This is a genomic window from Streptomyces sp. NPDC079167, assembly GCF_040686735.1.
GTDB lineage: Bacteria > Actinomycetota > Actinomycetes > Streptomycetales > Streptomycetaceae > Streptomyces.
This window is the reverse complement of record NZ_JBFBLO010000005.1, coordinates 139477-164825: the sequence shown is the minus strand read 5'-3', so window position 1 is coordinate 164825 and position 25349 is coordinate 139477. Positions and strand designations below refer to the sequence as shown.

Here is a 25349-nt window from a genome sequence, read left to right as displayed (position 1 = left end):
GGGCATGGCGGGACGGCACGTCAGCCGCTCGGCGGCGGATGACGCTGTATCCCTCACGACCCGTTCCGAGCTGCGAGAACTGCGGTCGTGAGGGCTTGGGCGGCCTCTCGGCGGCTCGGTTTACAACGTTATATAGGCGAGGCGCCGCAGGCGGCAAGAGAGTTGTCGATGCGTTTCCAAAATGTGTCGCCCCGGGACGGGTGCTCACCCGCACCGATCGCCGGGGCGCTTCTGTGTCAGGTGCTGCGCCACCCCTGGACACCGCCTTGAGCGCGTGCTGTCATACCGCCGACATCAAGTTTCCAACGTTGCACATGAGGTGTCGCCCCGTCACCCGCGGGGGCGGCACCCGCCTTCGCGATGCGCCGGCCTGCCCGGGCCGGCTCCTCCCCTGTCCGGCAGAGCAGAAGCGGAGTCCCCACACGATGCCCCTGAACCGCAGACAACTCATGACCGGTGCGCTGGCCACCGTCGCCGCCACCACAGCCGCCGGCCGCTGGGCCACCACGGCGACCGCCGCCGAGGGCGTGATGGCTGCCGCGCGAGGGGGCCACTACTCCCCCAACGCCGCACCGCTGCATCCGACCGCCTTCCTGAAACTGCCGCCGGGGCGCGTCACCGCTGACGGCTGGCTCGCCGGCCAGCTCCGGCTCCAGCTGGACGGCCTCTGCGGCCGCTACGAGGAGTTCTCGCACTTCCTCGACTTCGAGAACTCCGGCTGGGTCCGCCCCGACCTGGGCGGCTGGGAGGAAGTCCCCTACTGGCTGCGCGGGTACACGGACCTGGCGATCGTCACGGGGGACGCGAAGGCCCTGGCCGCCGCACGCCGGTGGATCGACGCGATCCTCACGACCCAGCAGTCCGACGGCTTCTTCGGCCCGAAGTCCCTGCGCACCTCACTGAACGGCGGTCCCGACTTCTGGCCGTTCCTGCCCCTGATCCAGGCGCTGCGCTCCTGGCAGGAGTACGACGGGGACAACCGGATCATCCCGTTCCTCAGCCGGTTCTTCCGCTACATGAACGCGCAGGGCCCCGGCGCCTTCGACACCAGCTGGATCGCCCTGCGCTGGGGCGACGGGCTCGACAGCGTCTACTGGCTGTTCAACCGCACCGGTGACGCCTTCCTGCTCGACCTCGCCGACAAGATCCACCGTTACGGCGCCGACTGGGGCGACAACCTGGTCAACCCGCACAACGTCAACATCGCGCAGGGTTTCCGCGAACCCGCCCAGTACGCCCTGCGCAGCGGCTCACCGCAGGACACGCGGGACACGTACGGGACGTACGCCAAGGCCATGGACGCGTACGGGCAGTTCCCCGGCGGCGGATTCGCCGGGGACGAGAACGCCCGGCCGGGTCACGGGGATCCCCGGCAGGGCTTCGAGACCTGCGGAATCGTCGAGTTCATGGCGAGCCACCAGCTGCTCACCAGGATCACGGGCGACCCGCTCTGGGCGGACCGCTGCGAGGAGCTGGCCTTCAACTCGCTGCCCGCCGCGCTGGACCCGTCGGGGAAGGCGGTCCACTACGTCACCAGCGCCAACAGCGTCGACCTGGACAACGTGCCCAAGCGGGACCGGCAGTTCCAGAACGGCTTCGCCATGCAGGCGTATCTGCCAGGTGTCGACCAGTACCGCTGCTGCCCGCACAACTACGGCATGGGCTGGCCCTACTTCGTCGAGGAGCTCTGGCTCGCCACCCCGGACGGTGGTCTCGCCGCGGCGATGTACGCGCCCTGCGCGGTCACCGCGAAGGTCGCGGACGGCACGGAGGTCACCTTCACCGAGGAGACCGGCTATCCGTTCACGGACACGGTCACGCTCTCCCTCGATGCCCCGAAGGCACTGCGCTTCCCCCTGGTCCTGCGCGTCCCCGCCTGGTGCGACGAGCCCGACATCAGGGTCAACGGCCGGCGGGTCACCGCCCCGGCCGGCCCCGCCTTCACCCGGATCGAGCGGACCTGGTCCGACGGCGACAGGGTCACTCTGCGCCTGCCGCAGCGGACCACCGTGCGCACCTGGGCGGACAACCACGAATCGGTCAGCGTGGACCACGGCCCCCTCACCTACTCCCTGCGCATCGGGGAGTCGTACGAACGCATCGGGGGAACCGAGCAGTTCCCGGAGTACGCGGTCCACGCCACCACTCCGTGGAACTACGGCCTCGTCCTGGAGGGCGCACGGCTCCCCGCCCCACGGCGCCGCCGCTCCCCCGGGGACAACCCCTTCACACTGGAGGGCACCCCGCTCTCCATGACCGCCCGCGCCCGCCGCGTCCCCGAGTGGAGCGCCGACGACGAGCACGTGGTGCAGCCGCTCCGGCAGAGCCCGGCACGCAGCTCCGAACCGGTCGAGGAGGTCACGCTCGTCCCGATGGGCGCCGCACGGCTGCGGATCACGTCCTTCCCGACAGCGGGCCCCGGCGGAGTCCCGTGGCTCGCGGACCGGTGGTACCGGCTGGCCAACCGGAACTCCGGCAAGGTGCTGGGCGTGGACCTCATGTCGACCGCGAACAGTGCCCATGTCGTGCAGTTCGCCGACACCGGGACCGCCGACCACCTGTGGCGGCTCGTCGCCAACGGCGACGGCTGGTACCGCATCCGCAACCAGCACTCGGGCAAGGTGCTCGGTGTGGACCTCATGTCCACGGCGAACAGCGCCCACGTCGTGCAGTACGACGACAACGACACGGCGGACCATCTCTGGCAGCTCGTGCCGGACGGGGATGGCTGGTACCGCATCCGCAACCGCAACTCGGCCAAGGTGCTCGGCGTGGACGGCATGTCCACCGCCGACAGCGCCCACGTCGTCCAGTACGACGACAACGGGACCGCGGACCATCTCTGGCAGCTGCTCTGACAGGCGGTCCGCCGACGTGCCACCCCCGCGCCGGCCGGCGCGGGGGCTCCTCCTCATGAAGGAGCACCTGCAATGCGATCCGCACCCGCACCGCACCGCAGTACCTTATGGAGACGGCTGACCGCCGGCGGCGGCCTGCTGGCACTGCTCGCCACCGCACTCGTCGGGGCCGGCACCGGCCCGGCCGCCGCCGCGCCCACGGCCTGGGCGCCGAAGCCGGCGCCGATGACGACGCCCTGGACCGGCCAGGTGCCCGTCGACAACCCGCTCCCCGAGTATCCGCGCCCGCAGCTGACCCGCCCCGACTGGGCCAATCTCAACGGCATCTGGGACTTCGAGGTGACCGGCCGCGACGCCGGGCAGCCTTCGGCGTTCTCCGAGCAGATCAGGGTCCCGTTCGTGGCGGAGTCCTCGCTCTCCGGCATCAAGCGCAAGATCACCGAGAACGACAAGCTCTGGTACAAGCGCACCTTCACCGTGCCGTCGGACTGGAACGGCCGCCGCACCGTGCTCAACTTCGGCGCCTCCGACTGGCAGAGCACCGTCTGGGTCAACGGCACCCGGGTCGGCGCCCACAAGGGCGGCTTCGACTCGTTCTCGTACGACATCACTCCCCAGCTCAACGGCGGTACGAACACCGTCGTGGTCTCCGTGTACGACCCGACGCAGACCGGTGGCCAGGCCGTCGGGAAGCAGCGGATCAACGACGTGAACCCGCACCCGGGCGGCGGGATCTTCTACACAGCGGCCTCGGGGATCTGGCAGACGGTCTGGCTGGAGCCCGTCGCCGCGTCGCACGTCACACGCCTGGACATGACCCCGGACCTCGGGAACAGCACCCTGCGGGTGAAGGTGCAGGCGGCGGCAGCGGCCGGCCGGAGCGCGAGGGTCACCGTCTCCAGCGGTGGCACGGTCGTGGGCACGGCGACCGGTGCCCCCGGCGCCGACATCTCCGTACCGGTGCCGAACCCCCGGCTGTGGAGTCCGGACGACCCGTTCCTCTACGACGTACGCGCCGAACTGCTCGACGGGGCGGCCGTGGTGGACACGGTGGGCAGCTACGCGGGCATGCGGTCCGTCGGCATCGCGAAGGTCGACAACATCATGCGCCCGGTCCTCAACGGGAAGTTCGTCTTCCAGACCGGGACACTCGACCAGGGCTACTGGCCCGACGGCATCTACACGGCGCCCACCGACGCCGCGCTCAGGTCGGACCTCCAGGCGCACAAGGACCTCGGCTTCAACATGGTCCGCAAGCACATCAAGGTCGAACCCCAGCGCTGGTTCTACTGGGCGGACAAGCTGGGCCTCCTCGTCTGGCAGGACATGCCCGCGATGGACACCGGGAAGACCCCCGACACCGCGGCACGGACCCAGTGGGAGGCCGAGTACCACGCGGTCATCGACCAGCACCGCAGCTCGCCCTCGGTGGTCATGTGGGTGAACCAGAACGAGGGCTGGGGGCAGTACGACCAGGCCAGGATCGCCGACGAGGTGAAGGCGTACGACCCGTCGCGGCTCGTCAACAACATGAGCGGGGTCAACTGCTGCGGTTCGGTGGACGGCGGCAACGGCGACGTGGTCGACAACCACATCTACGTCGGCCCCGGGAACACCGCGCCGACCGCGACCCGGGCCGCTGTCCTCGGCGAGTTCGGCGGACTGGGCTACAAGGTGCCGGGCCACGAGTGGTATCCGGGCGGCGGATTCAGTTACGAGGACCAGGCGAGCCTCTCCGCCCTGAACAACCGCTTCGTGGGCCTCATCGACTCGATCCGCGTGGGTCAGCTGCCCGCCGGGCTGTCCGCTTCGGTCTACACGGAGATCACGGACGTCGAGAACGAGGCGAACGGGCTGCTCACCTACGACCGCCAGGTGGTCAAGGTGGACACCGCCCGGGTGAAGGCCGCCAACCAGGCCCTCATCCAGGCGTCGAGGACTCCCCCGCCACCGGTCACCCTGCCCACCGGGAACAGGTCGCTCAGGGTCACCACTCCGGGGCACACGAACAAGTACCTGCGCCATTCCCAGGCGCTCGCCTACACGGCCGTCGTCGACGGCGGCAGCACCGCGCTGCTGAAGAACGACGCCACGTGGAAGGTCGTCACCGGTCTGGCGAACAGCAACTGCTATTCGTTCGAGTCCCGCAACTACCCCGGTGAGTACCTGCGCCACCGGGACTTCCGGGTCCGCCGCGACGCGAGCGACGGATCGGCCCTCTTCAAGGCCGACGCCACCTGGTGCGCGGTGGCGGGTCAGGGCGGCGTACGGCTGTCGAGCGCCAATCTGCCCGGCAGCTATCTGCGCCACATCGACTCGGAGGTGTGGCTGGCCACTCCGGGCGGCGGTCACGCCTGGGACAACGCGGCGACCTTCACCGAGGACACGACGTGGGCGGTGGACGCGCCCTGGGCGCCCTGAGGTGAGCCTCCGGGCCCGGCCGGCCGGGCCCGGAGGTGTCACGCGTCGCCCATGACCAGGCCCTCGATGGTGTGCTTCTGCACGATGGGAGCCAGCTCCTCCACGACCGGGCAGTGCAGGTGGGCCCGGACCCGCCCGGGCAGCGACGCCCAGTACTCCCTGGTCACCGCCATGTCGTGCTGCGCGTCGTTGCCGGCCCCCGGTGCGTCGATGCCGAGCACCAGGACGGGCCGGGCGTCGGGCGAGTGGTTGGCCGTCCCCCGGTGGATCGTCAGGGCGGAACGAGCGGAGACGTCCCCGCGCTGCGGGTACTTGCGCTCGGCGAGGGCGGCGTAGCGCGGGTAGGAGTCGCGGGGCGGGAACATCCCGTGACCGAAGCGCGGGTCGTCGTCCCACTGGGTGCCCGGGGCGATCTCGAACGGCCCCATGTCCTCGCGCGTGTCCACGGCGGTGAGGTTGAAGGCGAGAGACGTCAGCCGGCGCCGGTGCCGGGTGGTCTCCGGCATGGGAAAGTCCCGGTGCCAGGGCTGGTTCACCGCTCCGGCCAGCGGGACGTCGAAGCCCAGCTCGACGATGCGGTAGTCGGCCCCCAGGACGGCCTCGGCCACCCCACGCACCCACGGATGGTCGACGAGGTCCACGAACCCCCGCAGTTGCTCGGGGTGTATCTCCACGTAGAAGCGGTGCGGCCCCCGTCCGACCGCCCCGCCCTCCCGGCCGCGCGCCTCGGCGAAGGCCGTCTCGATGTCCTCCCGCATCGCGTCGGCCCATTCCGGGGTGAAGGCCCCCCGGCAGGCGGTGATCCCGGCCGTGTACAGATCCTGGACGGCCGCGTCCAGCTGGGGGGCGAGGGAGGTATCGGGCATGGCAGTGGTCCCTTCAACGGCGGGAGGCGGGCGCGACAGGCAGGCGCGGAAGAGGTGTCACCCTCCTGCTGCCCTGTCGACGCGCCCATATTGCAACGTTGCAAGCAACGTGGCAAGAGGGAGTACGCGAGATGGTGCGACGAGCCTGTTACGGTGCACAGCGCAGAGGGCACGGTCCGCCGACCGCCCCCGCGGACAGAGGGACGGGAGCGCATTGGCTGTGGCAGCGAGGCTCAAGGACGTCGCCGCACTCGCCGGCGTGTCCGTCAGGACCGTCTCCAACGTCGTGAGCAACGCCGCGGCCGTCGCCCCGGCGACGCGCGCCCGGGTCATGGCGGCCGTGGAGGAGCTGGGATACCGGCCGAACCTCGCCGCCCGCAACCTCCGGCAGGGGCGTACGGGTCTCATCGGGGTCGCCGTGCCCGAGATCCACTCCCCGTACTTCGGCGCGCTGACGGGCCTCCTCATCGACGCGGCGCAGGAGCGCGGGTGGACGGTGCTCCTGGAGCGGACGGGAGGGCGGGCGGATCTGGAGCGGCGGCTCCTGGACGGGTCCGAGGGCCACCAGGTCGACGGGATGATCATCAGCCCGTGGTCGACGTCCCCGGCCGGGCTGGCGTCACTCGCCGGCGGCCTGCCGCTGGTCGTCCTGGGCGAGCTGGAACCGGACGGGTCCATCGACCACGTGGCTCTGGACAACGTGGGAGCGGCGCGGGACGCCGCTCGTCATCTCGTCTCACTGGGCCGCCGGCGTATCGCGGCGATCGGCCTGCAGTCGGGGCTGGGCCACGGGACGGCCGAGCTGCGTGCCGCCGGCTTCCGGCAGGGGCTGGAGGAGGCCGGTCTGCGGCCGGTGGCCGAGGTGGAGGTGGCCGACCTGCACCGGGCCGAAGGGGCGCGGGCCCTGCGGGAGCTGCTGGAGGCGCACGGTTCCGTCGACGCCGTCTTCTGCTTCAGCGACGAACTGGCCCTCGGGGCGCTGCGCGTGGCGGCCGAACAGTGTGTACGGGTGCCGGAGGACCTGGCGCTCATGGGCTTCGACGACATCGAGGACGGCCGGTTCGCCGCCCCCTCCCTCACCACGGTCGCCCCGGACCGGGAGCAGATCGCCGAACGCGCGGTGCAGTGCCTGACCGAGCGAGTCCTGGGGAGGTTCGAGACGCTGGCCGGCCGCAGGATCGTGGTCCCGCACCGCGTGGTGGCCCGGGAGAGCACCGGAGCCGCGGTCTCGCCGGTGTGACGACCGCCGCGCCCCTCCGACAGATCGAGCGGCGGGGGCTGGGACAGCGCGGAGCTCCCGGCAGCGCGGCCTGTGCGCACGCTGCCGGGAGCGGTTCCGCGGGCTTGCTCCCCTACGGCTGTTCGCCGTCGTGGAGCGCGGTCACCTCCTGGTCGGTGAGCGCCTTGTCGTACACCTTCACCTGGTCGACGGAGCCGTTCCAGAAGTCGGTGTTGCCGCCGGACCACTTGGCGCGGCCCACGGACAGCGCGCCGGTGCTGACGTCGGCGGTGCCGGCCGCGGCGGTGGAGGCGAGCTTGCCGTCGACGTACAGCTTGATCTCGTCACCGCTGCGCACGCCGACCAGGTGGTACCACCGGCCGAGCTCGGGCTTGATCTCGAGCCGGGCACGGTGGGCGCCGGGGGTGGAGAAGGCGAACCCGCCCTGTCCGTACTGGAGGTAGAACGGGTTCTCCTGGCGCCGGCCGTCCTGGCTGACGACGGTGCCGTAGTTGCCCGGCAGCGCGTCGAGCGACGCCCAGGCCGAGACGGTGTAGTCACCGGTGGTGTCGACGACCGGGCCGTCGGTCTGCGCGTACTGGCCTTCGCCGTCGAACTTCAGCGCGGAGCCCTGCACTCCCGGTGTCCAGGACGCCCCCTCGGAGAGGGTGAGGTCCTTGTGGTTCGGGCCGCTGTCGGCGGCCTTGGTGCCCTCGTTCTCGTCGAGGGACCAGGCGCCGCCGCCCTTGAGCTCGTCCCGCTCGCCCGCTGCGGCGCCGGCGGCGATGACCTCCTGGTTGATCTTCCGCACCTTCGCGGCGTCGACCTTGATCTCCCGGCGGTCGTACGTCCAGAGGCCGTTGAGCTCGTTCTCCAGGTCGGTCACCTGGGTGTAGATGGAGCCGGAGAGTTCGGCGCCGGCCGACTCCAGGTAGTACGTACGGGTGTTGTCGACGTACTTGGCGGTCAGGGCGTCCTTGTCGGCGACCCCGCTGTAGATCGCGGTGGGGGCACCGGGCCACATGTGGCCGGGGATCCGCAGGGTGAAGCCGCCGTGCTCACCGTCGATCGCCGCACGGGTCTCGTCGGGGAAGGCCGGGTCGGTGTTGTTGTAGTCGTGGTGGTCGATGATGTCGCCCTTGCCGGAGTCACCCTTGGAGTTGCAGCAGTTGACACCGCTGTGGGCGCTGACGACGCGCGAGGGATCGGCGGCCTGGACCTTTTCGGTGATCTTGCCGGTCTCGGTACGGTCCCACTCACCCCAGCCCTCGTTGAAGACGATCCACGCGCCGATCGAGGGGTAGTTGTGCAGCTGTTCCATCATCTCGGCACCCTGGTCGAGGAAGGCCTTCTGGCCCTTCTCACCGGTGAGGTTGCCGGAGACGAAGTCCTGCCACACCAGGAGGCCCAGCTGGTCGGCGTGGTAGTACCAGCGTGCCGGCTCGACCTTGATGTGCTTGCGTACGGAGTTGAAGCCGAGGTCCTTCTGCGCCTTCAGGTCGAAGACCAGGGCGTCGTCGCTGGGCGCCGTGTTGAGACCGTCGGGGTAGAAGCCCTGGTCGAGCTGGGCGAGGGAGAAGAACGGCTTCCCGTTGAGCACCAGCTTCTGGTAGCCGCCGACCTCGGCGACTCCGAAGGAGCGCATGCCGAAGTAGCTGTCGACGGTGTCCTTGGAGCGGCCGTCCTTGAGGGTGACGTCGAGGTCGTACAGGTAGGGGTCGTCCGGGGTCCACAGGTGCTGCCTGGCGACCGGCAGGCTGAGCTCGCTGTTGGCCGGGCCGGTGACCCTGCCGACGACCTTGCCCTTCTTGTCACGGGCGACGGCGGTGACCCGCGCGGACTTCGAGGCGTCCTCGGAGTTGACCGTCAGGGCGAGCCTGCCCTTGTCGATGTCGGGCGTGGTCTTCAGCGAGTCGATGGCGGCCGGAGCGACGGGCTCCATCCACACGGTCTGCCAGATGCCGGAGGAGGCGGTGTAGAAGATGCCGCTGGGGTTCGGGGACTGCTTGCCCGTGGGCTGGTCGGCTCCCGTGGTGTCGGTGACCGCGACGACGATCTCCTGGGGGCCCCTGCCCTTGACGGCGTCGGTGATGTCGGCGCTGAAGGCGGTGTAGCCGCCGGTGTGCTCGGCGACCTGCTTGCCGTTGACCCAGACCCGCGCCTGGTAGTCGACGGCGCCGAAGTTGAGCTTCAGGCGGTCGTCGTTGCCCCGCTTGCCGACCGACCAGCTCTTGGGCACCGTGACGAGCTTGCGGTAGAACATGTGGTCTTCGTGGCGCTCGAGTCCGGAGAGCTGCGACTCGACGGGGTACGGCACGGTGATGCGCTCGTCGAGCTTCTTGCCGAAGACCGGCTTCTCACCGGCGGTGGCTCCGGCGAACTCCCACTGCCCGTTGAGGTTCTTCCAGTCGTCGCGCACCTGCTGCGGGCGCGGGTACTCGGGCATCGGGTTCCGGGGGTCGACCTTGTCGCCCCACGGCGTGGTCAGCCGGTGCGTGGAGAGGTTCTTCGCCCTGCGGCTGATCTCCGGTACGGTCTCGTCGCCGTTCTTCAGGCCGCCCTCGCCGTCGTAGACGACCTTGAGCTGCTGGCCCTTCTGGACCGCGGCGCCCAGGGTGACGACGAGCGCCTTGCGGTTGTCCGACGCCCTGGTCACCGACTTCACCGGCATCGGCGTCGTGTCCGCCTCGACGGTGAGGTGGTCCTTGACGTCCTCGATGCCGCTGACCTGGTGGTCGAAGGTCGCCTGCACCTTGAGGCCGTTCTCCGCGACGGTCAGCCCGACCGGGTAGACCTCGAAGTCGGACGGCGGGGTGAAGGCCGACTCGGGCACGATCTGCTTGGCGAGCTTCGCGCTCGACCAGCGCAGGAACATGTTCGCCCCGCCGGTGTCCTGGAACATCTCCAGCCGGAAGGTGTGCGCTTCACCGGCCTTCAGCGCGACGGGAGCGCTGGTCTGCTCCTTGTCCCAGTCCGGCTCCCAGTGGTCGATGACCGCCTTGTCGTCGATGAAGAGCCGGAAGCCGTTGTCACCGATGGCGGAGAAGGTGTAGTCACCGGTCTCCGGGGCCTCGATCTGTCCCGTCCAGCGGGCGGTGGTGTGCTCGGTCTGTCCCGTGGCCGACTCGAACGCGCCGGTCAGCCCGGGGAAGTTGATGTCCGGGTCGAGCGCGGTGGCGCCGAGCTTCGCGAAGTCACGGGCGCCCGGGGCGGACATGGCGAAGTACTCGCCCTTGAGACCGTGCACCTCGGTGGAGGGGTCCTCCTTGGTGAACGCCGAGGCGGTGGCGGCATCCGCCGAGGGGGCCGCTGCGGCGGCCGGGACCAGAGTGACCCCGAGCGGGAGCAGCAGCGCCGCCGTGCAGGCGAGTGATCTGAAAAGTGTGCGGGGGCGGGCTAGTTGTCGTATCAAGGCGTCGTCCTCGTCGAAGAAGCCGGAGTGCTCCGAACCGCGGAGCACTGCACATAGTCGAACATTGAGCCACAGCCTCAAACAGCTGACAACGGTCGTGCACACAGAATTTTCAACGATAGAAAATCAAGACCCCTCCCGCCCTCCGCCCCGGGCAGGCGGAGCCCGGCGGGCGGCGTCGCGCCGCCCACCGGGCTCCGGGTCGGGGCCGGCCGGAGGACTACCGCGGAAGACCCGCAGGTCCCGTGGCCCAGGACGTGTTCGGCCGGTCGGCGAGCCGGTAGCTCAGCGACCCCCCACGGGTGACCAGCCGAGCGTCCGTCCACGACTTGTCGGCCGTCCGTCCGTCGACCTTCACGGCGTCGATGTACGGATGTGTCGCATCGGCCTCGGGGGCGCTGATCCGGATGTCACCGCCCTGCGGCCGGTCCAGCACCGCGGACTGGAACAGCGGCGCTCCCAGCAGCATCGTGGCGCTGCCGGGCGTCTGCGGGTAGAGACCGAGGGCGGAGAAGACGTACCAGGCCGACATGGTGCCGAGGTCGTCGTTGCCGGGCAGGCCTCGCGGGCCGGTCCCGTAGACCGTGTTCACGATCTCCCGTACGGTCTCCTGGGTCTTCCACGGCTGTCCCAGCGCGTTGTAGAGCCAAGGGGCGTGGATGCCCGGTTCGTTGGTCGGGTCGTAGCGCAGCGCGTCGCCGCCCTTTACCGACCAGGAGCCGTCCGCCTTGTGGAAGAAGCGGTCCAGCCGCTCGGCGGCCACGTCACGGCCGCCCATGGCCTCGGCCAGCCCCTGCACGTCCTGCGGGACCATCCAGGTGTACGTGGCGCTGGCCCCCTGTGCGAAGCCCCGGTCGCTGCCCGGGCTGAAGGGGGTCACCCAGGAGCCGTCGAGGTTGCGTGCCTGGATGTAGCCGGTGGTCCCGGCGCCGTCGCCGGCCTCGGGATTGAAGACGTTACGCCACCAGCGGCCGCGCTCCTCGAAGGCGTCGGCCTCCTCGTCGCGCCCGAGCAGCCGGGCCCACCGGCCGAGTGCCGCGTCGGCGACCGCGTCCTCCAGCGTCTCGGCGGCGCCGCCCCAGCAGTGGCAGACGTCCTGGGCCGCGTAGTGGGACTCCAGGTACTGGGCGAGATTGGGCCGCTGGCCGGTGCACTGGCCCGGGCATCCCGCGTCGGAGAGGCCGTCCGGGTGGGGCACCGTGGCCTGCCGTGCCAGGGATTCGTAGGCGCCCTCGTAGTCGAAGTTGCGTACGCCCATCGCGTAGAACGTGGCGAGGGTGGCGGCCGTGGGGTCGCCCGTCATCACATGTGTGGCGCCGTTGACGTGCACCCAGCGGTCCCAGACTCCGCCGTTCTGCTGGGCGAAGTTGTGCAGCGACTGGGCGAAGTCGCCCGCGATCCTCGGTTTGAGGAGGGCGAGGAGCTGGATCTGGGCGCGGTACTGGTCCCATCCGGAGAAATTGCTGTACTGGGCCTTCTGACCGCGCGTCACGCGGTGCGACTTCCCGTCCATGCCCGGGTAGCGGCCGTCCCTGTCGCTGATCAGGTTCGGCTGCATCAGCGAGTGGTACAGCGCGGTGTAGAACGCGGTGCGCTGCGCGTCGCTGCCGCCGCCGACGCGCGCGGAGGCGAGCTCGCGGTCCCAGGCCGCGGATCCCGCGCGGGCCACGTCGTCGACGCTCGCCCTCGGCGCGATCTCCTGGCGGAGGTTGGCCTCCGCACCGGCCTGGCTGACGTAGGAGATCCCGATCCGCATGCGGACGTCGTCGTCGGCCGCGGTGTCGAAGCCGACCCAGCCGCCGGAACCGCGCCCGGCGCGGTCGGCCCCGGTGGCGTATCCCTCGCCGCCGCTCGTGCTGGTGGCGCCCGGCGCGAGGGTGCCGTCGCGCCAGGTGCCCGTGGTGGAGAAGGAGCGGTCGAAGGAGGCGCTGAAGTAGAGCCGGTAATAGCTCTTGCGGTTGTTGGTGCCGCCGTTGGCGCGCCTGCCGCAGAACGCCCCGGTGAGCACCGAACCGGTCACCTTGCGGTGGGCGGTGTCGATCTCGATCTCGGCGTCCTCGCTGCCGTTCAGGGAGTTGGACACCCTGAAGAGCAGATTGGCGGACTTGTCCGCCGGGAAGCTGAAGTCGGCCACTCCGGCGCGCTCGCTGACGGCCAGGTCCGCGGTGGCTCCGGAGTCCAGTCCCACGGTGTAACGGCCGGGAACGGCACGCTCGTCGTCGTGCGAGAAGCCGGACGCGTAGACGGCGTCCTTCGTGTCGGCGGACGGCGAGGAGGTGACGTCGCCGACGAAGGGCATGATCGGCACGTCACCCGCGGCGCCGGGGTTGCAGCCGGCCCCGTTGACGTGGGTGAGGCTCAGCCCGCGCATCCGGGTCACGCCGTACTCGTAACCGTTGGCCGCGCCGGTGCTCGTCTGGTCGCCCGTGGTGCTGGTCGGGGACCAGGCGATCATGCCGTACGGGCGGACCGCGCCGGGATAGGTGTTGCCGCCGTTCGCCGTACCGATCATCGGGTCCACGTAGGCGGTGGGGCGCGCGACCAGCGCGTCGGCCTCCGCGGCCGGCGGCAGGACGGCGCCGGCGAGCGCGCCGGTGAGGGCGATCGCGGCGGCCCGTGCGGCGAGACGCCGGGCCGGGGACGGTCTGGAGGGCATGGTCTCGGATACCTCCGACAGAGGGGGACAACGTTGTCAACACCGTTCGGACCACGGCGCCGCAGCGTTGATCGATTCGCGGCCGAGCGTAGGTGCCCGCGGCGTGCCAGGGAATGCCGCGGACGGATCCGACCGGTGAACGAGTGATGAACGGGGCCCATGGGGCTCCGTTTTGACACGATGGGGACCGCCGCACGAAGCACCGATCCGCAGCAGAGGAGCACCGTGATCCGCTGGACGTACGCCTTCATCGACCGGCCCGCAGCAGCCGCCGGCCACGCCGCCGCGTTCTGGAGCGCGGTCACCGGCACCCAGGTCTCCGAGCCGTGGGGAGAGCGGGGCGAATTCACCACCCTGCTCCCGGACGGCGCCGACGCCTGCCTTGCGGTGCAGGCGGTGGGAGGTGAGGGCGGGGCCCATCCCGATCTGGCGGTGGACGACATGGCCGCCTTCACCGCACAGGCCCTCCGGCTGGGCGCCCTGGAGGAGGCCAGGTACCCGGAACTGACCGTCCTGCGCTCCCCCGGCGGCCAGCCCTTCTGCGTCGTTCCCTGGCGGGGCCAGAAGGCGCGGCCGGCGGTCATCACCGGTCCCGGCGGTGCCACGAGCAGGCTGGACCAGATCTGCCTCGACGTCTCGCCGGCGGCGTTCGACGAGGAGGTCGCGTTCTGGACGGCGCTGACCGGCTGGGACGCACGCCCGGGAGTCCACCGGGAGTTCCACGTGCTCCGCCCGTCGCTGGACCTGCCCGTCCATCTCCTCGTCCAGCGTCTGGACGAGCCCCGCCCGGCCTCGGCGCATCTGGATCTCGCCTGCTCGGACCTGACGGCCGGCCGGGCACTGCACGAAGGGCTCGGCGCCGGGTTCGTGCGCGACGGCGACGGCTGGACGGTCATGCGGGACCCGGCGGGTGGGGTCTACTGCCTCACCGGGCGCGATCCCCTGACGGGCGAGTAGGCGGGTCGGCTCCTCGGGCGGGAGCCCCTGGCGTCCGTCCTTCACCTCACGCTAACCGTCAGGTAGCCTGACAGTTCAGTCGGAGCCGATCCCGGAGGTTCACCATGACCATGGAGTACGCCACCCAGTACCGCACCCGCTCCCACATCCCCCCTGAGCCGGGCAAGCCGTACTTCATCGAGAAGGGCATGGGTGACCGGGCCCACCTCTTCGGTGACCTCGTGACCGTCTACGCCGGCGGCGAGCAGACCGAGAACGCCTTCAACTTCTTCACGTCGAGGGGGTGAAGGGCGACATCATCCCCGCCCACATGCACACGGACACCTACGAGGTCTTCTACATCGGCAGTGGCGCGGCCCGGCTCTTCGTCGAGGACCAGGAAGGCGAGCAGTACGAGAAGCTGCTGACCACCGGCGACTTCGGTTTCGTGCCCAAGAACTGCCCGCACGCCTACCGCATCGAGCGCCATCACAGCCAGATCATCGGGGTGGCGGCGGGTCCGGGCGGCACCTTCGAGCGCTTCTTCGAGAACCTCGGAACGCCGACCGAGGAGCTGACCCTGCCGCGCGAGCCGTACGTCCCCGAGCCGCAGAAGTTCGGCACGGTGCCGGAGCGGTTCGACGTCCGCTTCATGCCCGGTCAGCAGTGGCGCACCCGGGACTGACCGGCCGTTCGCTCCCCGATCTCGTCCCGAGGAACGCCCGTACCCACCGAAAGCCAGGTCCATGCCGCTGCCCTCCGACCCCGCCTCCTCCCCCTTCGTGCCTCCCGCCCCGCCGGACCCGGCCACGCTTCCGCTGCCGTCCCCCTCGTGCCCCGCTCCCGGCGTGAGGCTGCTGCGCGGAGCGGTCTACCAGCTGCTCGAGGGGAGCAGGGCGCTGGAGCTGGACGTATGGCTGCCTGAGGTCGCCGCCGCTCCCGTCCCCCTGATCGTGTTCGTGCACGGAGGCGGCTGGCACACCGGCCTGCGGGACACCATGGGGCCCCGCTTCCACTCCTGGCAGCCGGGACCGTTCGCCCGTCTCGTCGGGGCCGGCTTCGCCGTCGCGTGCCTCGACTACCGGCTCAGCGGCGAGGCGCACTTCCCCGCGCAGCGGGACGACGTCATCGCCGCTCTGCGCTGGCTGCGCACCCGCGCGGACGAACTGGGCCTGGACGCGTCCCGAACCGTCCTGTGGGGCGAGTCGGCGGGCGCACACCTGGCCGCCCACGCCGCTCTCGCGGCGCCGGCCGAGGGCTTCGGCCCGGTCCGCGGCTGCGTGTGCTGGTACGTTCCCAGCGATCTGGTCGCCCTGGCCGAGGACCACGGGGGCGGCTACGACGCACACGACCCGGCCACCTACGAGGCGCGCCTCCTCGGCGCACCGGCGGGCGCCGACCCGGACAGGGCCAGGGCGGCGAGCCCGGTGGCCCATGTCACCGCCCAGGCGCCCGCCTTCCTCCTCCTGCACGGGACCGCCGACACCGCCGTCCCCACCCGGCAGAGCGTCCGGCTGGCCGAGGCGCTGCGGGAGGCGGGGGCGCCCGTGGAGCTGCGACTGGTCGAGGGCGCCCAGCATCTGTGGATGGGCGTTCCGGACGAGCGGGTCACCGAGTGTTTCGATCGTTCGGTGGAGTTCACCCGCGTCCGTACGGGCTGATCACGGGCGCACGCGGGGTCCGGGCGGGCGCAGCCGGTCGTTATGCTCGGAGCCCCCGCCCGCCCGTCGAGGAACCATGACCGCAGACGCCGCACCGAACATGCCTCAGCTCCTCAGCGAGGCCAAACGCTGGTTCGACGACGCCCTGCTGGCCGGCATGACGGCCGCCGGTGAGCAGCCCGTGACCGTCGCGCAGGCCGCGGTCTTCGCGGCGCTCGATCCGGAGGGCACCTCGATCTCCGAGCTGGCGCGGCGGATGGGCGTCACCCGTCAGACGACGCACCAGGCGGTGCACGGCCTGATCGGCCTGGGCCTGCTGGAGCAGACGCCCGATCCGTCGTCCGCCCGGTCACGGATCGTCCGCACCACCCCGGAAGGTGCCCGGGCGCACGAGCGGGCACAGATCATGCTCGCCCGCACAGAAGCCGTCCTGGCCGAGCGCATCGGTCCGCGGGCCGGGCTGCTGCGCGACATCCTCACGCTGCCCTGGGGCGAACCGCCCCTGCTGTCGACGGGGCCCTGAGCCGCGGCCGGGCTCGGTGTCGCCAGGCCGCGGCGCGGTCGCCGTCCCGCCGCCGACGGCGAAGCTGAGCCGCAGTGCGGCAGCTGGTCGGACGCGGAGTCCCGCAGGCTGCCGACCAGTACGCTTGAGGCATGATCACCGCAAGCGGGTTGCGACACATCGATGCCATGGGCCCGCCCCCGCCCGCCGAGTCCCCCTCCCTGGAGGACATCGCCGCAGCAGGAAGCCGCCGGCTCCGCGACGCGGACCGCCTCAAGAAGTCCAGCGACGAACTCGAAGAGCTCGTGCTCGCCGCTCTCCGGGCCGGGAACCACAAGCCCACCGAGGTCGCGAAGAAGTCAGGACAGACCGGGGCGCACGTCCGGAGGATGACCCGCGAGGCAGGCATCGAGCCCGACGACCGCTACAAGGAACGAGCCGATCGGCTTAGCAAGGCGCGGACCGAGGCCCCCGCATGACCGACGTCTTGGTGACCTTCCTCCGAGCCCGTTTCAGCGAGGAGCTGGAGAAGGCCCGCTTCGCCGCCGACGTGGTGGTCACGCAGCCCGACCGCTTCGGCGTGCAGCCCGAGGACGCCGCCAAGCATGCGCGGTTCTCCCTGGCCACCGCTGAAGTCCGGCTCGCGCTGCTGGAGGACACCGTGGTGCCGTACCTGGGCACTGCGGGACCGGGCGGCCGGAACGCCGAGTACCAGCTCCGGCTGCTCGCCGCGCCCTACGTCGAGCACCGGGGCTACCCGCACGACCAGGAACCCGCCGACCGGCCCGGGAGCCCCGCATGACCGCCGACCTGGCCGCCTTCCTCCGGGCCCGCCTCGACGAGCAGGAGGCAGCCGCTGTCGCCGCCGGCGGCAGGGGCGAGGTCTGGCAGGCCTTGGGGACGGGCGTGTACTCCACCCCGCTGGATGACGACGCCCCGCCTCTGATCACCACCGGTCCGGAGGCTGGCGGGTCCGACGACGACGCGGCGCGTGCCGTACACGTCGCCCTGCACGACCCGGCGCGTGTCCTGCGGGGGGTCCAGGCGACGCGGCGGGTGGTGGCCGAGCGAGAGCTCTCGCAGGCAGCAGACGATGCGGACCCAAGCGATGCCGCCACGCCGGCCTTCGAAACGGCGCTCAGGTTCCTTGCCGTCGCGTACGCCGATCACCAGGAGTACCGCCCGGAGTGGGCGCCGTGAGCTGACTCCCGGAGTCGGACCTCATGGGGCCCGCTCCGGTACTTCAGGCACCGCGACCGGGCAACGTCCACCGTCCGCAGAACCGGAGGGGCCTCGGATTCCGTCCAGGAGGTAGCTGGTGCGGCGGTCGTAGTCGTCCCGGGGAGGACGCTCGCCGTGCTTGAGTGCGAGGGCGTTGTCCACGACGAGTGCGTGCAGGTCGCCCGCCGTGAACTCAGGGCGCAGCGCGTTCAAGGCGTGCGCCGCCGAGACGAGCTCCTCGTTGGCCTCACTTCCGACTCGGCAGATCTCCATCAGCTGCTGCGAATGCGGATACGTCTGCAACAACACGTCGTTGAAGGCGGGCTGGCGGTACTGGAGGTCGCGGAGCGCGGTGAGGTAGTACGTGATCCGCTCGCCCACGTCGTCGACGGCCCGAGCGTGGTCGATGACGGCGAACAGCTCACACGCCACGAGTTCTTCGATGACGGCTTCGATGAGGCCGATCCGCCCGCCGAACCGGTTGAAGATCGTGGCCTTGCTCACCCCTGCCGCCTTGGCGACCTGCTCCAGCGGCACCGTCAGGCCCTGCCCCCGGAAGGCACCGATCGCGGCTGAGCGGATCTGTTCGGAATTACGCCGGGCGTCGGCGCGCAACCGGGATCCCGAAGGCACCGCACTCACCGTCCCTGCCTGCCGATCGGCACAACTTGACTCATGTGGTCAGTTTACCTACGGTCGCAGCCGAAAGGAAAACTGACCCATGTGGTCAACTTGTGATTCCGGGAGGTCAAGAAGATGATCGTTGTGACTGGCGCCACCGGTGGGCTGGGCGGTACCACCGTCGAGCACCTCCTCAAGCGCATACCCGCCGACCAGATCGGCATCAGCGTCCGCGACACCGCCAAGGCGCAGCCCTTCGCCGACCGCGGCGTACGCGTACGGCAGGGCACGTACGAGGATCCGGCCGCGCTACGCGACTCCTTCGCCGGTGCAGAGCAGGTCCTTCTGGTATCCGGTAACGACCCGGACGCCGACATGGTCGGCCTGCACCGCAATGCCATCGAAGCGGCGGTCGCGGCCGGCGCCCGGCGCATCCTCTACACCAGCCAGCAGGGCGCGGTCCCCGGCAACCCCTACCGGCCGTCCGGCATCCACATCGCCACCGAGGCGCTCCTCGACGACTCGGGCGTCGCCTGGACCGCACTGCGCAACGGCGCCTACGGCCCACTTGACCAGGTGCTCGGCCCGTGGCAGCGGACCGGCGTGATCGCCCGGCCGCAGGACGGCCCCGTCCCGTATACCGACCGTGCCGACATAGCCCAGGCCACGGCGGTCATTCTCGCCGGTGACCGCTCCTTCGACGGCCCCGTCGATCTCACCGCACCGAACGCCCTCACCTTCGACGATCTCGCCGAGATCGCCTCCGACCTCACCGGTCGCCCTGTCGAGCGCATCGTCCTGGACGACGAACAGTGGGTCGCAGACCAGATCGCGATCGGTGTCCCGGAGCAGATGGCCCGGCTCATGCTCACCTGGTACGAGGCTGCCCGCGCCGGGTACTTCACCGAAGCCGGCCCCCTGCTGGCCGAACTGCTCGGCCGCGAGCCCCGCACCGCCGCTGAACGGCTCGCAGCCCACGTCGCCGCCTGAAGCAGTGGCGAGGCATCACCACCGGCTGCGAGAAAACCGTCACCATCTACACGGCCGGACTCCACATCGCTGCCGGCCCTCCGGTCCGCTGAATGATCCGAACGAATCAGCCTGGTCTCCGGAGAGCCTCCCCAGGGGCATCCAGGCGCCCAGGAACGGCGGCTGCGGGAACCCTTTCCGTAGCCGCCGTTCGGGGTGGCGATACCGAGGTGTGCGCAGCTACGGCGTGGTGATGCCCGGCCGCGGCGCGGTCGCCATCCCGCTGCCGATGGCGAAGCTGGGGTGCGGCGGCTGGTTGTAGGCGGTGTTCTGCCAGGCCAGCGCGGTCCGGTACATGGTGTCGTGGAGCAGTGTGGTGATCTTCGTGCCGGTCTCGTGCGGCGTGGAGTAGATCCGCAGCGCGGTGTTGTTGGTGGTCGGCCAGACGACTTCCTCGCGCCAGTCGCCGAAGAGGTCGCCGGAGATCGCGGGCGTCGCCTTGGTGCCGTTGCCGGAGTGGACCGACGCCCCGGTCAGCAGGCGGGTGTCGCCCGAAGTGCCGTACTTGTCGATGTGGGTGCCGTCGAGGAGTTCGCGGGTCGTGTCCCCGTCCCACCAGGACAGGAAGTTGGAGCTGGACGGCTTACGGCTGGTGACCACGTCGCCCTTCGGCCCGCGCACGCCGGAGACGGCGGAGGACCAGGACTCGGCGCCCGCGCTGCCGGACCAGATGTCACCGGAGACGCCGCGTCCGTTGTCCCCGCTCGCCGGCGTCGACCAGAGGATCTGGCCGGACTTGGCGTCCGCCATCCAGGAGGACGGCTTGGAGCTGTCCTCGTCGACCTTGAACTCCTCCAGGCCGGGCCTGGAGGGGTCGAGGTCTCCCACGTGCATGGCGTCGCCGTGGCCGTTCTTCGTGGTCCACAGCCCGCTGCCGTTGTCGTCCACGGCCATGGCGCCGTAGATGATCTCGTCCTTGCCGTCACCGTCCGCGTCGGCGACGGACAGCTGGTGGTTGCCCTGTCCGTCGTATCCCTTGCCGGCGTTGGTCGAGCTGTTCGTGTCGAACGTCCAGCGCCGGGTGAAGGCGCCGCCCCGCCAGTCCCAGGCCGCGATGACGCTGCGCGTGTAGTAGCCGCGCGCCATGATCAGGGACGGCCTGGCGCCGTCCAGATAGGCCGTGCCGGCGAGGAAACGGTCGACCCGGTTGCCGTAGGAGTCGCCCCAGGAGGACACCGTGCCCCGCGCGGGTACGTAGTCGACGGTGCCCATCGCCGCCCCGGTCCTGCCGTTGAACATCGTCAGGAATTCGGGACCGGACAGGATGTATCCGGAGGAGTTGCGGTGGTCGGCGGAGGAACTGCCGATCACCTTTCCGGCACCGTCGACGCTGCCGTCGGCGGTCTTCATGGCCACCTCGGCCCGGCCGTCACCGTCGTAGTCGTACACCTGGAACTGGGTGTAGTGCGCGCCCGAGCGGATGTTGCGCCCGAGGTCGATCCGCCAGAGCCGGGTGCCGTCGAGACGGATGCCGTCGATGATCGTGTTGCCCGTGTAGCCGGACTGGGAGTTGTCCTTGGCATTGGTGGGCTGCCACTTCAGTACGAAGTCGAGGGCACCGTCGCCGTCCAGATCACCGACGGACGCGTCGTTGGCCTCGTAGGTGTAGGCGACGCCGTCGGGTGTCGTCCCGCCGGCGGGCGGGCTGATGGGCACGTCCTTGTATCCGGCGCGGAACTGGATCGCGTGGACGGAGTCGCTCTGCTCCACGCCGTCGATGACCGCGCGGACCGTGTAGTCGGCGGTGGAGGGCGCGCCGGAGTGGAAGTAGTTCGTCGAGGCGGTGACCGGCGAGGTGTTGACCTTGGTGCCCGCCCGGTAGACGTTGAACGACACGTTGTCGGGGTCGGTACCGAGCCAGCGCCAGCTGACGAGGTTTCCGCTGTCGGTGTGCACGCTGACGACACCGCGGTCGAGTGCCTCGGCCTGGCGCGCGGTGGCGGCCTGCGAGACGGGGCCGAGTGCTACGAGTCCGCCGGCGGCGAGCAGCCCGGCCGCCAGGGCGCCGGCCAGCGCACGGGCGCGGGGGATGCGGCGTCTGCGGCGGGGACGGTGATCGGAGTGGTCGAGCAGAGGCTCCACGGGAGGCACCTTCCGGCGGGGAACGGCTTACGCCCCCTCAGTTGCTCCCGGACGCCGAAAGGTTGCCGCCGGTCTCCTTCTCCGTCATGGCGGGCCGCCCCCGCACAGCACCGGCCGCGGCGTGCAGTGAGCGCAGCGCGAGCAGCAGGAAGCCGATGTCGTCGAGGTAGACGGGGTCGGGCAGAAGGTCCACGGGCGACACGGTGTAGATCACCGCGGCCCAGACGAGCGCCTTGTTCCGCAAGGGGACGCCGGCTTCGACGAGGAGTCTTCTGGCCCGGATCACCCGTACCAGGAGGACGAGGGCGGCACCTGCCATCAGCAGCAGTACGAGCGCGCCGATGATGAGCCAGACCGAGGTGTCCATGGCTCATCGTCTCCCGGCCGGGCGGCCGGAGCGCGGAGGCGTCACCCGTGGCTCCTGGCCTGTTGACGGGCGCGACGCCGCTTCAGGGCACGGCGTTCGTTCTCGTCCATGCCTCCCCACACGCCCGAGTCCTGTGCGTTCTCCAGCGCCCAGTCCAGGCACTTTTCCCGCACGGGGCAGGTCCTGCAGACGGCCTTGGCCTCCTCGGCCTGCACGAGTGCGGGCCCGCTGCTGCCGATGGGGAAGAACAGGTCGGGGTCCTCTTCGCGGCACGCCGCGTGCATGCGCCAGTTGTCCATGTCTCTCACTCCTTCTCGCTGGGAACGGTCCGTCGGTCTCTGCTGGATTGCGCCTGTGCTTTCGGGTACCGCACTGTGCGCGTGACCGTCATACGGCGATCGAAACCCCAACCGGCCCGGCCTTCAGGGGATTACGGGTCCCGGGCCGCCTTCCGGCAGCGGCGAACCCGGGGGCGGGGCAGCCGCGCACGCGCGGTCCAGCCGGATGCGGTAGTCCATGACGACGGCCGGTTCGGCGATGAGGTCCACCCGGGTCCCCGGGGTCTCCAGGACCGCACGGTCGCCGATCTCCGGTGCCGGTACACGCAGCAGGTGCAGCGGTGGCACACCGGTCATCGGGTGCGGTGGGGCGTCGAGGGGCACCACCTGCACCGTGAGGTGCCCGCGGTGGGCCGCCTCCTCCAGCACCGCCCGCTGTCCGGCCATCACGGAGGGCCCGCCGACCGTCGTACGGAGGGCGGCGGCGGGAAACAGGGCCCAGAGGGCCGTGCCGCGCGCCTCGAGGCGGCGTTGCCGCTCCGCCAGCAGTTCGATGTGCCGGTCCCGTCGTGGCCGGGGATCTGAGGTCAGACTGCGGCACAGGGCCGCCTCGTAGGCGGGGGTGCGCAGGAGTTCGGGGACCAGGGCGGGGTGCCAGGTCCGGACGAGCGCGGCGGAGGACTCGATGCCGATGACCTCCTGCTGCCACGGGTCCATCGCGTCCCGCCACGCGTGCCACCAGCCCGGCAGGTTCGCGGCGGCGATGCCCGCCATGATCGGCTCGGCCTCCCCGGCGGACACGGCGTAACGCTCGAGGAGGATCCGGACCTGGTGGGCGTCGAGCCCGGTTTCGGCACGCTCGATGCGCCGGACGGTGGCGGGGTGGGCACCGAGTGCCGCCGAAGCCGCCTGGAGGCTGACGCCCGCCCGCTCCCGGAGCATCCGCAGGCGCGCCGCCAGGACTCGGTGTTCGACGGTGGGGCCGGACCGGGGCCTCATCCACATCCCTTCCTGGCAGGCGTCGACGGGGGCGGTCACAGCGGCCCCGGCGCCGATTCGGAACCATCCTGACATTCTGCCTCTTGCAAAGTATGCACTTTGCACGGAGAGTACGTACATGTCGGAAATAGTCACGTGCGCGCGTTCGGCCCCGGAGGGATCGGGCGGGCGGAGCGCACAGAGCTGGTGGATTCCCCGCCTCCCCCGGGCCGTCCCGGTGGCGAGGCACCGCGTGCAGGAAGCCATGCGGGGCTGGGGAGAACCCGACGAACGCGTCGAGACGGCGGCCCTTCTCGTGACCGAGCTGGTCACGAACGCGGTGGAACACACCGCGGGCCGGCGGATCCGGTGCCGTCTCCTGCGGACCCCCGGCCGGGTGCGCATCTGCGTGTGGAACCGCGGCCGGCGGGACGTGCCGAAACTGCCAGGTCCACGGGACCGGCCCTCCGGCACCACGGCGAAGGGCCCGCACGGTGCGGAGGGTCCCGGCCCCGTGGCCTTCGGGCCGGACGGCACGGATGACGGTTTCAGTCTCGCGTCGGTGTCCGAGGACGGCCGGGGCCTGATGCTCGTGGACGCGCTCGCGACGCGATGGGGCACGCGCAGCAGCGTGTCCGGGCGACTCGTCTGGGCCGACATCTGAGACTCGGCGCCGCCGCCCGTCCGGACTCACATGGCGGGGCGGGAGTGCACGCTGACGGCATAGCCACAGCCCGGTTCGTACGGATCGCCGCTCCACGTGGCGTGGCGTCTCAGCAAGGTCAGTCCGGCCCGGGTACACCAGTCGTCGTACTCCGTGAGGGTCACGGTCGGTTCCGGCAGCGGCAGGTGTGCCGCGTCCAGTCCCATGCCCGTGACCAGCAGACCACCGGGGCGCAGCGCCGCGGCCAGCTGACGGAGGACCTGTGGCTCGGTACCGGGAGCCAGCAGCGGGATGACGTTTCCGGCGGCGAGCGCCAGGTCGAAGCCCGGTTCCAGGCCGAGGGTGTCGAGGCGTGCGAGGTCCCCGAGGAGCCACTCCTGCGTGGGGGCGTCCCGGCGGGCGACGGCGAGCATCGAGGAGTCGACGTCCACGCCTGTGCAGCGGTGGCCGAGCTCGGCGAGCCGGATGGCGATCCGCCCGGTGCCGCAGCCGGCGTCGAGGACCCGGGCGGCCGGTCCAAGCAGCGCGGCGCAGAAGGCGGCCTCGCCGTGGATGTCGTGACCCGAATCGGCGAGCCGGGCGAAACGCTGAGCGTACGCCTCTCCAGCCTTTCCGCCGGTGAGCTCCGCCCAGCGGTCATCTTGTCCGGTCATGTCCTGTGTGCCTTCCCGTCAGCTCGTGGGGGCTCGCGGGCCGGGCCGGCGCGTTCTCGTGGCAGAGGTCGCTCTCGTCCAGCGGCCGGCTCATGCGCGCACCCCGCTTCATCGTCCTCGCCCGCTGGTTGTCGTACACCGCGCCGGCGGGGTCGGCCGGGTCCGCGAACCGCAGGACCTCCGCCGCGCCCGCTGCCGGCGCGGCCCGGCTCAGGCCGGCACGGTCCGGCACTCCGGGTGTCCCCAGCCGTTCGGGTTCTTGGCGATCATGTCCTTGGCCGCGTACGGCTTCCCGCAGTGGCACCGGCCCGCGAACTTCGCCCGGATCGTGGCGGCGGAGCGCGCCCGGCCCGAGGAGCCGGCGGTGGAGCCCCCCGCGGACCCGCCCCTGGCGGCACCCGCCGTCCGGCTCTTCGTCGAGCGGGCGGGCGCGGGCACCGGCATGTCCGCCGTGCCGTACGCGGTCCCCGCCGCCTGCTGCGAGACGGCCACCTCGCTCGCGGCCTGGTCGGCCAGCGCGTTGAGCGGGTCGCCGTCCACCTGGTGCGCCGGCACGTAGCGGAAGGTCACGGCGCGGCTGCTCAGCAGCTCGTCGATGCCGACCACCAGCTCCCGGTTGGCGACCGGCTTGCCCCCGGACGTCTTCCAGCCGTTGCGCTTCCACCCCGGCAGCCACTTGGTCACCGCGTTCATCGCGTACTGCGAGTCCATGCGCACCTCGACGGGCACGGCCGGATCGGTCGATCGCAGCAGTTCAAGCAGGGCGGTGAGCTCGGCGACGTTGTTGGTGGCGGTGCCGAGCGGGCCCGCTTCCCACCGCCGGGGGTTCCCCTGGCCATCGGCCACGACCCACGCCCAGGCGGCAGGTCCCGGATTGCCTTTCGATGCCCCGTCACACGCGGCGATGATGCGCTCGTCCATGCCC

The 25349-nt window shown here is 71.0% G+C and carries 24 protein-coding genes; 13 read left to right on the top strand and 11 right to left on the bottom strand.

The window, feature by feature from the left end; all coding sequences use genetic code 11:
- The first annotated feature begins 425 nt into the window (after positions 1 to 425).
- On the top strand, positions 426 to 2858 hold the full coding sequence (locus tag AB0P41_RS12720; RefSeq protein ID WP_365931766.1) for an RICIN domain-containing protein: 2433 nt from the start codon (positions 426 to 428) through the stop codon (positions 2856 to 2858).
- Positions 2859 to 2930: 72 nt separating this feature from the next.
- Positions 2931 to 5279: an AbfB domain-containing protein gene (locus AB0P41_RS12715; protein WP_365931764.1), complete on the top strand. Its 2349-nt coding sequence runs from the start codon at positions 2931 to 2933 to the stop codon at positions 5277 to 5279.
- 38 nt (positions 5280 to 5317) lie between these two features.
- On the opposite strand, the gene AB0P41_RS12710 is transcribed toward AB0P41_RS12715, so the two are convergent.
- Positions 5318 to 6145 (bottom strand): phytanoyl-CoA dioxygenase family protein, encoded by an 828-nt coding sequence (locus AB0P41_RS12710; RefSeq protein WP_356707080.1) that lies wholly within the window; start codon positions 6143 to 6145, stop codon positions 5318 to 5320.
- 220 nt (positions 6146 to 6365) lie between these two features.
- Here AB0P41_RS12710 and AB0P41_RS12705 point away from each other — a divergent pair, with 220 nt between their 5' ends.
- Positions 6366 to 7385, top strand: coding sequence for a LacI family DNA-binding transcriptional regulator (locus tag AB0P41_RS12705; protein WP_365931761.1), 1020 nt, complete (start codon positions 6366 to 6368; stop codon positions 7383 to 7385).
- A 112-nt stretch (positions 7386 to 7497) separates the two neighbouring features.
- Here AB0P41_RS12705 and AB0P41_RS12700 read toward each other — a convergent pair whose 3' ends face one another.
- Positions 7498 to 10824, bottom strand: coding sequence for a LamG-like jellyroll fold domain-containing protein (locus AB0P41_RS12700; protein WP_365931759.1), 3327 nt, complete (start codon positions 10822 to 10824; stop codon positions 7498 to 7500).
- A gap of 172 nt (positions 10825 to 10996) precedes the next feature.
- Positions 10997 to 13432, bottom strand: a complete 2436-nt coding sequence (locus tag AB0P41_RS12695; protein WP_365931756.1) for a GH92 family glycosyl hydrolase — start codon at positions 13430 to 13432, stop codon at positions 10997 to 10999.
- Between the two features lie 225 nt (positions 13433 to 13657).
- On the opposite strand from AB0P41_RS12695, the gene AB0P41_RS12690 reads away from it, so the two are divergent.
- From AB0P41_RS12690 to AB0P41_RS12655, 8 genes are all read left to right on the top strand, one after another.
- The gene (locus AB0P41_RS12690) at positions 13658 to 14389 is read left to right on the top strand and encodes a VOC family protein (RefSeq protein ID WP_365931754.1); all 732 of its coding nucleotides are present in this window, start codon (positions 13658 to 13660) and stop codon (positions 14387 to 14389) included.
- Between the two features lie 104 nt (positions 14390 to 14493).
- The gene (locus AB0P41_RS12685) at positions 14494 to 14676 is read left to right on the top strand and encodes a hypothetical protein (RefSeq protein ID WP_365931752.1); all 183 of its coding nucleotides are present in this window, start codon (positions 14494 to 14496) and stop codon (positions 14674 to 14676) included.
- Complete coding sequence (locus AB0P41_RS12680) at positions 14673 to 15053, top strand: cupin domain-containing protein (RefSeq protein ID WP_365931750.1); 381 nt, start codon at positions 14673 to 14675, stop codon at positions 15051 to 15053. The genes AB0P41_RS12685 and AB0P41_RS12680 overlap by 4 nt, the downstream gene beginning before the upstream one ends.
- Positions 15054 to 15114: 61 nt before the next feature.
- Positions 15115 to 16029 carry an alpha/beta hydrolase gene (locus AB0P41_RS12675; RefSeq protein WP_356707086.1) on the top strand — a complete coding sequence of 305 codons (915 nt, stop codon included), beginning with the start codon at positions 15115 to 15117 and terminating at the stop codon, positions 16027 to 16029.
- A gap of 76 nt (positions 16030 to 16105) precedes the next feature.
- Positions 16106 to 16552 (top strand): MarR family winged helix-turn-helix transcriptional regulator, encoded by a 447-nt coding sequence (locus AB0P41_RS12670; protein ID WP_356707087.1) that lies wholly within the window; start codon positions 16106 to 16108, stop codon positions 16550 to 16552.
- Positions 16553 to 16683: 131 nt separating this feature from the next.
- Positions 16684 to 17010, top strand: a complete 327-nt coding sequence (locus AB0P41_RS12665) for a hypothetical protein (protein WP_365931748.1) — start codon at positions 16684 to 16686, stop codon at positions 17008 to 17010.
- Positions 17007 to 17333: a DUF6221 family protein gene (locus tag AB0P41_RS12660; protein ID WP_356707089.1), complete on the top strand. Its 327-nt coding sequence runs from the start codon at positions 17007 to 17009 to the stop codon at positions 17331 to 17333. The genes AB0P41_RS12665 and AB0P41_RS12660 overlap by 4 nt, the downstream gene beginning before the upstream one ends.
- On the top strand, positions 17330 to 17731 hold the full coding sequence (locus AB0P41_RS12655; RefSeq protein WP_365931745.1) for a DUF6221 family protein: 402 nt from the start codon (positions 17330 to 17332) through the stop codon (positions 17729 to 17731). Before AB0P41_RS12660 ends, AB0P41_RS12655 begins: the two co-directional genes overlap by 4 nt.
- Before the next feature lie 21 nt (positions 17732 to 17752).
- Here AB0P41_RS12655 and AB0P41_RS12650 read toward each other — a convergent pair whose 3' ends face one another.
- A complete protein-coding gene (locus tag AB0P41_RS12650; RefSeq protein ID WP_356707091.1) occupies positions 17753 to 18394 on the bottom strand; it encodes a TetR/AcrR family transcriptional regulator in 642 nt (213 codons plus the stop codon).
- Between the two features lie 114 nt (positions 18395 to 18508).
- Between AB0P41_RS12650 and AB0P41_RS12645 the strand changes: the two genes are divergently transcribed.
- Positions 18509 to 19363, top strand: coding sequence for an NAD(P)H-binding protein (locus AB0P41_RS12645; RefSeq protein WP_356707092.1), 855 nt, complete (start codon positions 18509 to 18511; stop codon positions 19361 to 19363).
- Positions 19364 to 19582: 219 nt separating this feature from the next.
- Here AB0P41_RS12645 and AB0P41_RS12640 read toward each other — a convergent pair whose 3' ends face one another.
- The 4 genes from AB0P41_RS12640 to AB0P41_RS12625 all read right to left on the bottom strand — a co-directional run bounded on the left by AB0P41_RS12640 (position 19583) and on the right by AB0P41_RS12625 (position 23128).
- Positions 19583 to 21484, bottom strand: a complete 1902-nt coding sequence (locus AB0P41_RS12640) for a rhamnogalacturonan lyase (protein ID WP_365931741.1) — start codon at positions 21482 to 21484, stop codon at positions 19583 to 19585.
- Between the two features lie 37 nt (positions 21485 to 21521).
- Entirely contained in the window at positions 21522 to 21851 is a 330-nt protein-coding gene (locus AB0P41_RS12635; RefSeq protein WP_356707094.1) for a YkvA family protein, read from the bottom strand.
- A gap of 41 nt (positions 21852 to 21892) precedes the next feature.
- Positions 21893 to 22150, bottom strand: coding sequence for a WhiB family transcriptional regulator (locus tag AB0P41_RS12630; RefSeq protein ID WP_365931739.1), 258 nt, complete (start codon positions 22148 to 22150; stop codon positions 21893 to 21895).
- A gap of 123 nt (positions 22151 to 22273) precedes the next feature.
- On the bottom strand, positions 22274 to 23128 hold the full coding sequence (locus tag AB0P41_RS12625) for a helix-turn-helix transcriptional regulator (RefSeq protein WP_365931737.1): 855 nt from the start codon (positions 23126 to 23128) through the stop codon (positions 22274 to 22276).
- A gap of 190 nt (positions 23129 to 23318) precedes the next feature.
- Between AB0P41_RS12625 and AB0P41_RS12620 the strand changes: the two genes are divergently transcribed.
- Positions 23319 to 23771 carry an ATP-binding protein gene (locus tag AB0P41_RS12620; RefSeq protein ID WP_365932114.1) on the top strand — a complete coding sequence of 151 codons (453 nt, stop codon included), beginning with the start codon at positions 23319 to 23321 and terminating at the stop codon, positions 23769 to 23771.
- A 26-nt stretch (positions 23772 to 23797) separates the two neighbouring features.
- Here the strand turns inward: AB0P41_RS12620 and AB0P41_RS12615 are convergent, their stop codons facing one another.
- From AB0P41_RS12615 to AB0P41_RS12605, 3 genes are read right to left on the bottom strand one after another with little or no spacing between them, the layout of a single operon-like run.
- The gene (locus tag AB0P41_RS12615) at positions 23798 to 24424 is read right to left on the bottom strand and encodes a class I SAM-dependent methyltransferase (protein WP_356707097.1); all 627 of its coding nucleotides are present in this window, start codon (positions 24422 to 24424) and stop codon (positions 23798 to 23800) included.
- Complete coding sequence (locus AB0P41_RS12610) at positions 24408 to 24656, bottom strand: hypothetical protein (RefSeq protein WP_356707098.1); 249 nt, start codon at positions 24654 to 24656, stop codon at positions 24408 to 24410. Before AB0P41_RS12610 ends, AB0P41_RS12615 begins: the two co-directional genes overlap by 17 nt.
- A complete protein-coding gene (locus tag AB0P41_RS12605) occupies positions 24635 to 25345 on the bottom strand; it encodes a ribonuclease H (RefSeq protein ID WP_365931735.1) in 711 nt (236 codons plus the stop codon). Before AB0P41_RS12605 ends, AB0P41_RS12610 begins: the two co-directional genes overlap by 22 nt.
- Positions 25346 to 25349: the final 4 nt, after the last annotated feature.

What these genes read in the sequence shown, in the direction of transcription:
- AB0P41_RS12720 (WP_365931766.1), top strand. Translation starts at nt 426, where the DNA reads ATGCCCCTGAACCGCAGACAACTCATGACCGGTGCGCTGGCCACCGTC.
- AB0P41_RS12715 (WP_365931764.1), top strand. Translation starts at nt 2,931, where the DNA reads ATGCGATCCGCACCCGCACCGCACCGCAGTACCTTATGGAGACGGCTG.
- AB0P41_RS12710 (WP_356707080.1), bottom strand. Translation starts at nt 6,145, where the DNA reads ATGCCCGATACCTCCCTCGCCCCCCAGCTGGACGCGGCCGTCCAGGAT.
- AB0P41_RS12695 (WP_365931756.1), bottom strand. Translation starts at nt 13,432, where the DNA reads ATGCCCTCCAGACCGTCCCCGGCCCGGCGTCTCGCCGCACGGGCCGCC.
- AB0P41_RS12685 (WP_365931752.1), top strand. Translation starts at nt 14,494, where the DNA reads ATGACCATGGAGTACGCCACCCAGTACCGCACCCGCTCCCACATCCCC.
- AB0P41_RS12675 (WP_356707086.1), top strand. Translation starts at nt 15,115, where the DNA reads ATGCCGCTGCCCTCCGACCCCGCCTCCTCCCCCTTCGTGCCTCCCGCC.
- AB0P41_RS12670 (WP_356707087.1), top strand. Translation starts at nt 16,106, where the DNA reads ATGACCGCAGACGCCGCACCGAACATGCCTCAGCTCCTCAGCGAGGCC.
- AB0P41_RS12665 (WP_365931748.1), top strand. Translation starts at nt 16,684, where the DNA reads ATGATCACCGCAAGCGGGTTGCGACACATCGATGCCATGGGCCCGCCC.
- AB0P41_RS12660 (WP_356707089.1), top strand. Translation starts at nt 17,007, where the DNA reads ATGACCGACGTCTTGGTGACCTTCCTCCGAGCCCGTTTCAGCGAGGAG.
- AB0P41_RS12655 (WP_365931745.1), top strand. Translation starts at nt 17,330, where the DNA reads ATGACCGCCGACCTGGCCGCCTTCCTCCGGGCCCGCCTCGACGAGCAG.
- AB0P41_RS12645 (WP_356707092.1), top strand. Translation starts at nt 18,509, where the DNA reads ATGATCGTTGTGACTGGCGCCACCGGTGGGCTGGGCGGTACCACCGTC.
- AB0P41_RS12635 (WP_356707094.1), bottom strand. Translation starts at nt 21,851, where the DNA reads ATGGACACCTCGGTCTGGCTCATCATCGGCGCGCTCGTACTGCTGCTG.
- AB0P41_RS12630 (WP_365931739.1), bottom strand. Translation starts at nt 22,150, where the DNA reads ATGGACAACTGGCGCATGCACGCGGCGTGCCGCGAAGAGGACCCCGAC.
- AB0P41_RS12625 (WP_365931737.1), bottom strand. Translation starts at nt 23,128, where the DNA reads ATGAGGCCCCGGTCCGGCCCCACCGTCGAACACCGAGTCCTGGCGGCG.
- AB0P41_RS12615 (WP_356707097.1), bottom strand. Translation starts at nt 24,424, where the DNA reads ATGACCGGACAAGATGACCGCTGGGCGGAGCTCACCGGCGGAAAGGCT.
- AB0P41_RS12605 (WP_365931735.1), bottom strand. Translation starts at nt 25,345, where the DNA reads ATGGACGAGCGCATCATCGCCGCGTGTGACGGGGCATCGAAAGGCAAT.